A 6,901-nucleotide genomic window follows, 5' to 3' on the forward strand; every position below is an offset into this window, starting at 1 on the left:
GGCCAGCTCGCCGCGGTGCGCGTCGGGCTCGCGGTGGCGCCGCTGCCGGAGGCGGTGGCCGACGGGCATCCCGACCTCGCGCCCCTGCGCGGTCACCTCCCCGAGCTGCCCGCCTGCGCGCTGGCGCTCGTGGTGCCCGCACGCCCCGGCCGCGCGGTGCGGGCGGTCGCCGAGGCGGTGCGCGGCGCCTACGGGTGACGCGTTCGATCCGAGATCCGAACGGCCACGCCTCCCGCGCCGTTGTCGGCCGGGACGAACGGCGGAGCGCGGCATCGTGGACGGATCGACCATCCTCGTCGGCTTTCTCGCGAGCCTCGGCGCGGGGCTCGTGACCGGGCTCGGCGCCGTGCCCGTGCTCTTCGTGAAGCACCTGCCCAAGCGGCTCGAGGACGCCGCGCTCGGCTTCGCCGCCGGCGTGATGCTCGCCGCCTCCTTCTTCTCGCTGATCGGGCCGGGGATCGCGTACGGCCAGACGATCTTCGGCGTCGGCGCGCCCGTGGCGGCGGCGATCGTCGTCGGCTCCGTGCTCGCCGGCGGCTGGGCTCTCGACGTGATCAACCGCCGGGCGCCGCACGAGCACTTCGTCGGCGGGCGCGAGGGGCCGAACGGGGACGGGCCCGCGGCGCGCGACGCCCGCGCGCGCATCCGGCTCTTCGTCGTCGCGATCGCGCTCCACAACCTGCCCGAGGGCCTCGCCGTCGGCGTCGCCTTCGGCGGCGACACGGTGGCGGAGGGCGTGCCGCTCGCCGTCGCCATCGGCCTGCAGAATGCGCCGGAAGGCCTGTCGGTGGCGCTCGCGCTCGCCGGGCTCGGCTACGCGCGCAGGACCGCGCTCGCGGTGGCGACCGCGACCGGCGCGATCGAGGGCGTGACGGGGCTCCTCGGCGTCACCGTGGTGACCGTGTCGGAGCCGCTCCTGCCGATCGGGCTCGGCTTCGCGGCGGGCGCGATGCTGTTCGTGATCTCCCACGAGATCATCCCCGAGACCCACCGCTCGGGGCACCAGCGCCTCGCCAGCGCCGGCCTGATGATCGGGCTCGCCGTGATGACCTTCCTCGACACCGCGCTCGGGTGACGGGCCTCAGGCCTTCCTCACCCAGCGCCCGTCCTCGTCCTGGGCCCAGTAGGACGCCGCGTGGCCGGCGGCCTTCACCGATTTCCAGCGCACCCGCGCCTGCGCGACGGCCTCGTCGTCGCCACCGTCGAAGATCAGGATGACGCGCTGGTAGCCGCCGAGGTCCTCGGGGAGGGGCGCGCCGTCGACGAGGAGGAGCGCGTCGGGGGCGTTGAGGTCGCGGCCCCCGGCCTGGATCACCACGGCCTCGTCCGCGGCCTGCGGGTCGGTCTCGGTCACGTGGGGCAGGAAGCTCTCGTCCTCGAACGTCCAGAGCAGGTCGTCGAGCGCGTCGCGGCGCTCCTCCCCCGTGGTGCGGATCGCCACCCGCCAGCCCTTCTCGCGCGACTTGACGACGAGCCGCGGCAGCGTCTCCTCGAGGCCCGCCCGCTGGAGGTGGTAGAACCAGACGTCGCTCATGCCCGGCTCACCCGCCGCTCATGCAGGGCGATCGCACGCCCTGCTCAGCCGCGCCCCTCGTAGTGGTCGCGCACCAGCCGATCGAGCAGGCGCACGCCCCAGCCGGAGCCGAAGGTGCGCACGATCTCGCTCTGCGGCGCGCCCATGCCGGTGCCGGCGATGTCGAGATGCGCCCACGGCGTGTCCTCGACGTAGCGCTTGAGGAACTGCGCCGCGGTGATCGAGCCGGCGTTGCGCCCGCCGCCGACGTTCTTCATGTCGGCGACCTTCGAGTCGATCATCTTGTCGTAGGCCGGTCCGAGCGGCATGCGCCAGACCGTCTCGCCGGTGGCCTTGCCGGCCGCCAGAAGGCGCTCGGCCAGCGTGTCGTCGTTCGAGAACAGGCCCGCGTGCTCGTTGCCGAGCGCCACCAGAATGGCGCCGGTGAGCGTGGCGAGGTCGATCATGAAGGCGGGCTCGAAGCGGTCGCGCACGTAGGTCATCACGTCGGCGAGCACGAGGCGGCCCTCGGCGTCGGTGTTGATCACCTCCACGGTCTGGCCCGAGAGCGTCTCGACGATGTCGCCGGGGCGCTGGGCGCGCCCGTCGGGCATGTTCTCGACGAGCCCGATGGCGCCCACCACGTTGGCCTTCGCCTTGCGCGAGGCCAACGCGTGCATCAGGCCCACCACGCAGGCGGCGCCGGCCATGTCGCCCTTCATGTCCTCCATGCCGCCGGCGGGCTTGATCGAGATGCCGCCGGTGTCGAAGACGACGCCCTTGCCGATGAAGGCGACGGGCTTGTCCTTCTTCGCGCCGCCGTTCCAGCGCATGATCGCCACCCGCGCCGGTCGCTCGGAGCCCTGCGCGACGCCGAGCAGCGCACGCATGCCGATCTTGGCGAGCTGCTTCTCGTCGAGGATCTCGACGTCGACGCCGACCTTCTCCAGCGCCTTGGCGGCATCGGCGAACTCGACGGGGCCGAGCACGTTCGCCGGCTCGTTGACGAGGTCGCGGGCGATGACGACGCCCTCGGCGAGGCTCTCGCGGGTCTTGGCGGCCTTCTTCACGGCGGACGGGTCGGCGCAGCCGAGCACGAGGCGCCCGCCGGTCTTCTCCTCCGAGTCGTCCCCGTTCTTTCCGTCGCCGTTCTTGCCGTCGCCGTTCTTCTCGCCGTCCTTCGCCTTCTTGCCCTTCTTCGACTTGTAGCGGTCGAAGGCGTAGGCGCGCAGGCGCGCGCCGAGCGTCATCTCGGCGATCTCGTCGGGCCCGACCTCGCGACCCGGGAAGTCGCAGATCAAGGTGGCCTCGCGCCCCGCCATGCGCCCGGCGATCGCGCCGCCGAGCGCGACGAGATCGAGCGGCGTCTCGTCGCTCGCCGCGCCGATGCCGACGACGACGAGCCGGTCGGCGGCGAGGTTCGCGGGCGCGGGCAGCACCATCGCGCTCCTGGCCTTGCCCTTGAAGCGCTCCGCCTTGGCCGCGCGCGCGACGAGGCCCGCCGCCTCCCCGAGCAGGTCCTGCGCGACCGGGCCGAGCGCGAGATCGGACCCGACGAGGACGACGAGATCGCCGCTCTCGGGCAAAGCGGGGGACTGGAACTCGATCTTCAGCGGCTCGGCCATGGAAACCTCGTGACTGGGAAGCGCGGGTGACCGCGGGTCGCACGATTCGCGACGCTTTCGGCTCAAGTTAGCCGATGCCCACGGCAGGACAAGGGCGAGACGTGGTGGCGCCGCCGCGCGCGCCCCGCGCTCAGCGCAGGACGCCGTCGAGCGCCGGCAGCGAGACGATGGCCGCGAGCGCGATCAGCCCGTAGCAGATGCGCCGGAACAGCGCCTCGCTGGCGCGCCCGAACAGACGCGCGCCGGCGAGGAGGCCGAGCCCGTAGAACGGCCCGATCGCGAGCGCGGTCGCGAGGATCGCCGGCGTCAGGAGGCCGCCGAGGAGGTAGGCCACCGCCGTCCCGAGTGCGGCGAGCACAACGAACACGACGAGGTTCGCGCGCACCTGCGCCGCCTTCGCCTGAGAGCCGAGCCAATAGGCGATGGCCGGCGGCCCGCCCACCTGCGCCGCCGCCGAGAGCACGCCCGAGATCACGCCGACCCCGAGCGTCAGCGGCGCCAGCGGGCGGCCGCGATACCGCCAGCCGGAGACCAGCAGCGCCAGGAGGGAAGCGATCAGCGCGACCAGCAGCCAGCGCATCGTCGTCTCCTCCACGAGGAAGAGCGCGGCCGCCCCCGCCGGCACGCCGACGTACGCGCCCAGCGTCATCAGCGACACCGCCCGCCTGTCGCAGGCGCGCCAGGCGGCGGGGACGTAGGGGGCGATCAGCAGCGTGTCGATCAGGAGCAGGACCGGAGCCGCCGTCTGCGGCCCGAGCGTCGCCGAGGCGAGCGGCATGAAGATCAGCCCCGCGCCGAAACCCGAGAAGCCGCGCGCCGTCCCGCCGACGAAGGCTGCCGCCGCGGCGAACCAGAGCGGGAACCCGACGACGTGCGCCGGCACGCCGATATTGACAAGCACGTCGGACACGCGCGACTCCTCGGGTTCGCGCGACGTTCCCGCGCTCTTCAGCGAATCGGCGGCTCGGCGACGATGGACTCCATCCGCATCCTCGGCATCGATCCCGGCCTGCGCAAGACGGGCTGGGGCCTCGTGGCCGTGCAGGGCACGAAGCTCTCCTACGTCGCCTGCGGCGTCATCCAGTCCGACGGCGACCTCGCCCTCGCCCTGCGCCTCGTGCAGATCCACGACGGGCTCGCCGCGGTCGTGCGCGCGTGGGCGCCCGACGAGGTCTCCGTCGAGGAGACCTTCGTCAACAAGGACGCGCAGGCGACGCTCAAGCTCGGGCACGCGCGGGCGATGGCGCTGCTCGTGCCGGCGCTGGCGGGTCTGCCGGTGGCGGAATACGGGGCGAACCAGGTCAAGAAGACCGTCGTCGGCGTCGGCCACGCCGAGAAGGCGCAGGTCGCGGCGATGGTGCGCGTGCTCCTGCCCAAGGCCGACCCGAAGAGCGCGGACGCCTCCGACGCGCTGGCCATCGCCATCGCGCACGCCCATCATCGCAAGGCGCGCAGCCTGACGGCGGCGCTGATGGCGGGGGCGTGAGACGATGATCGGCAAGCTCAAGGGCGTGGTCGACGCCTATGGCGAGGACTTCGTCATCCTCGACGTCCACGGCGTTGGCTACGTGGCGCATTGCTCGGCGCGTACGCTCCAGCGCCTGCCGAAGGTGGGCGAGGCCGCCGTGCTCTCGATCGAGACCGTGGTGCGCGAGGACATGATCCGCCTCTACGGCTTCCGCTCCGACCCGGAGCGCGAGTGGTTCCGCCTGCTCCAGCTCGTCCAGGGCGTCGGCGCGCGGGTCGCGCTCGGCATCCTCTCGGTGCTCGAGCCGGCCGAGCTCGCCACCGCCATCGCGACGGGAGACAAGGCCGCTGTCGCCCGCGCGCCGGGGGTGGGGCCGAAGCTCGCCGCGCGGATCGTCGCCGAGATGAAGGACAAGGCCCCGGCCTTCGCGCCGATCGACCCGGTCATGGCCGGCCTCTCGGGCGGCGAGGGCGTGCCCGCGCCCGGCCCGGCGCAGGACGCCGTCTCGGCGCTCGTCAACCTCGGCTACGGCCAGTCCCAGGCCGCCGCCGCGATCGCCGCCGCGGTGAAGGCCATGGGCGAGGAGGCCACCACCGCCCAGCTCATCCGCCAGGGGCTCAAGGAGCTCGCGCGCTGACGGCGAGACGCTGATGCCGAGACCGTGATGGGGCGGGGGCGGCGATGCCACGCGCGCGCCCCTTTTCTCGGGCGCCTCTTTCCCGGCCACCCGATGCGGGCCCAGAAGAACCGGAGACCCCCATGCCCACCCGCCGCGCCGCCCTCGCCGGCCTCCTCGCAGCTGCGGCCCCGCCCGTGGCGACATCGCTGTCGATCGCGCCCGCCCGGGCGCAGGAGGCGACGGCGCCGCATCGCATCCCGAGCGAGCTCGCCGAGCACGCCCGCACCCGCCCCGCCCTCGTGCCGGTGGGGGACGTCGGCGGCGACGTGATCTTCGTCGAGTTCTTCGACTACAATTGCCCCTGGTGCCGCGCCTCCGCCGGTCATCTCGACGCGCTCGCGGCGATGCCGGGCGTGGGCGTGCTGCTCGCGAGCTACCCGATCCTGTCGGACGCCTCCCAGGAGGCGGCGGCGATCGCGCTGGGCGTCCTCGCCCATGCCGGCCCCGAGGCGTATCGCGGCTTCCACGCCGCCCTGTTCTCCGCGCGCGGGCTCAAGGACGGCGCCCGGGCGCTGGCGGTGGCCGAGGCGGGCGGCCTCGACGTCGACGCGGTCGGGCGCGCCGCCGCGCTGCCGGGGATCGCCCCGGCGCTCGCGGACATGATCGGGGTCGGCCGGCGCCTCGGCTTCGACGCCACGCCCGCGACGCTCGTCGGGCCGTGGGCCTGGGAGGGCTACATCGACCTCGACACGAAGCGGCGCATCGTCGCCGACCTGCGCGCCTGAGCGGCGATGGCGCGCGCGGCCTCCGCCCTGTCCGCGACGCTCGTCGTCTCCGGCGCGACGCTGGCCTCGCGTGTGCTCGGCTTCGTGCGGGACGTCCTGATCGCCGCCGCGCTCGGCGCGGGGCCGGTGGCGGACGCCTTCCTCGTCGCCTTCCGCATCCCCAACCTCGCCCGCCGGGCGCTCGCCGAGGGCGCGCTCACGGCCGGCTTCGCGCCGCTCTGGGCGCGGGTGCGCGAGGCGCAGGGCGCGGACACCGCCGCCCGTCTCGGCGGCGAGGCGCTCCTCGGCCTCGCCCTCCTGCTCGCCGGCGCGACCGCGCTCGGCATGATCGGCGCAGGCGCCCTCGTGCTCGCGGTGGCGGCGGGGCTCGCGGGGGAGGACGCGACGCGGGCGCTCGCCGCCGACCTGACGCGCCTCGCGCTCCCAGCGATCGTCGCCTTCGGCTGCACCGGGCTCGTCTCGGCGATGCTCGCCGCCCGCGGCCGCGTCGTCGCGCTGGCGCTCGCCCCGCTCGCGACCAACGCCGTCATGATCGCGGCGCTGGTGCTGGCGCCCGCGCGGATCGACGATCCCGCACGGCTCGCCGCCGTGCTGGCGGGGAGCGTCGGGCTCGCCGGGCTCGTCCAGCTCGCGATCGTCGCGGTCGCGGCGCGGCGGGCGGGCGTGCTCGTTCCCGCGCGCCCGCGGCTCGGGCCGGAGATCCGCGCCGCGCTCGCGCTCGCCGGCCCCGCGCTGGTGACGGTGGCGAGCGTCGAGCTGATCCTTCTGGCGGCGACGCAGGTCGCCTCCTTCACGCCCGGCCTCGTGGCGCGGCTCTACTACGCCGAGCGGCTCGTGCAGCTGCCGCTGGGCCTCGTCGCCACCGCGGCGACGGCGGTGCTGCAGCCGCGG

8 protein-coding genes and 1 pseudogene are annotated in these 6,901 nt (G+C 74.6%); 6 read left to right on the forward strand and 3 right to left on the reverse strand.

Going from position 1 to position 6,901, the window contains the following annotated elements:
- Positions 1-198: pseudogene (locus tag ACTZWW_RS22195) on the forward strand (LysR family transcriptional regulator); the annotation flags it as partial.
- A gap of 76 nt (positions 199-274) precedes the next feature.
- Positions 275-1,075, forward strand: a complete 801-nt coding sequence (locus tag ACTZWW_RS22200; protein ID WP_444783143.1) for a ZIP family metal transporter — start codon at positions 275-277, stop codon at positions 1,073-1,075.
- A 6-nt stretch (positions 1,076-1,081) separates the two neighbouring features.
- On the opposite strand, the gene ACTZWW_RS22205 is transcribed toward ACTZWW_RS22200, so the two are convergent.
- The 3 genes from ACTZWW_RS22205 to ACTZWW_RS22215 form a co-directional block, all read right to left on the reverse strand.
- Positions 1,082-1,534, reverse strand: coding sequence for a DNA polymerase III subunit chi (locus ACTZWW_RS22205; RefSeq protein WP_444783144.1), 453 nt, complete (start codon positions 1,532-1,534; stop codon positions 1,082-1,084).
- Positions 1,535-1,578: 44 nt separating this feature from the next.
- Positions 1,579-3,138, reverse strand: coding sequence for a leucyl aminopeptidase (locus ACTZWW_RS22210; protein ID WP_444783145.1), 1,560 nt, complete (start codon positions 3,136-3,138; stop codon positions 1,579-1,581).
- Between the two features lie 130 nt (positions 3,139-3,268).
- Entirely contained in the window at positions 3,269-4,048 is a 780-nt protein-coding gene (locus tag ACTZWW_RS22215; protein ID WP_444783146.1) for a TSUP family transporter, read from the reverse strand.
- Positions 4,049-4,111: 63 nt separating this feature from the next.
- Here ACTZWW_RS22215 and ruvC point away from each other — a divergent pair, with 63 nt between their 5' ends.
- The 4 genes from ruvC to ACTZWW_RS22235 all read left to right on the forward strand — a co-directional run.
- Complete coding sequence (ruvC, locus tag ACTZWW_RS22220; RefSeq protein WP_444783147.1) at positions 4,112-4,624, forward strand: crossover junction endodeoxyribonuclease RuvC; 513 nt, start codon at positions 4,112-4,114, stop codon at positions 4,622-4,624.
- A 4-nt stretch (positions 4,625-4,628) separates the two neighbouring features.
- Entirely contained in the window at positions 4,629-5,243 is a 615-nt protein-coding gene (gene ruvA / locus ACTZWW_RS22225; protein WP_444783148.1) for a Holliday junction branch migration protein RuvA, read from the forward strand.
- A 122-nt stretch (positions 5,244-5,365) separates the two neighbouring features.
- Complete coding sequence (locus tag ACTZWW_RS22230; RefSeq protein WP_444783149.1) at positions 5,366-6,010, forward strand: DsbA family protein; 645 nt, start codon at positions 5,366-5,368, stop codon at positions 6,008-6,010.
- 6 nt (positions 6,011-6,016) lie between these two features.
- On the forward strand, positions 6,017-6,901 hold an 885-nt coding region (locus tag ACTZWW_RS22235), incomplete at its 3' end, for a lipid II flippase MurJ (protein ID WP_444783150.1).

The sequence above is a fragment of the Salinarimonas sp. NSM genome, assembly GCF_052380005.1.
Lineage (GTDB): Bacteria > Pseudomonadota > Alphaproteobacteria > Rhizobiales > Beijerinckiaceae > Salinarimonas.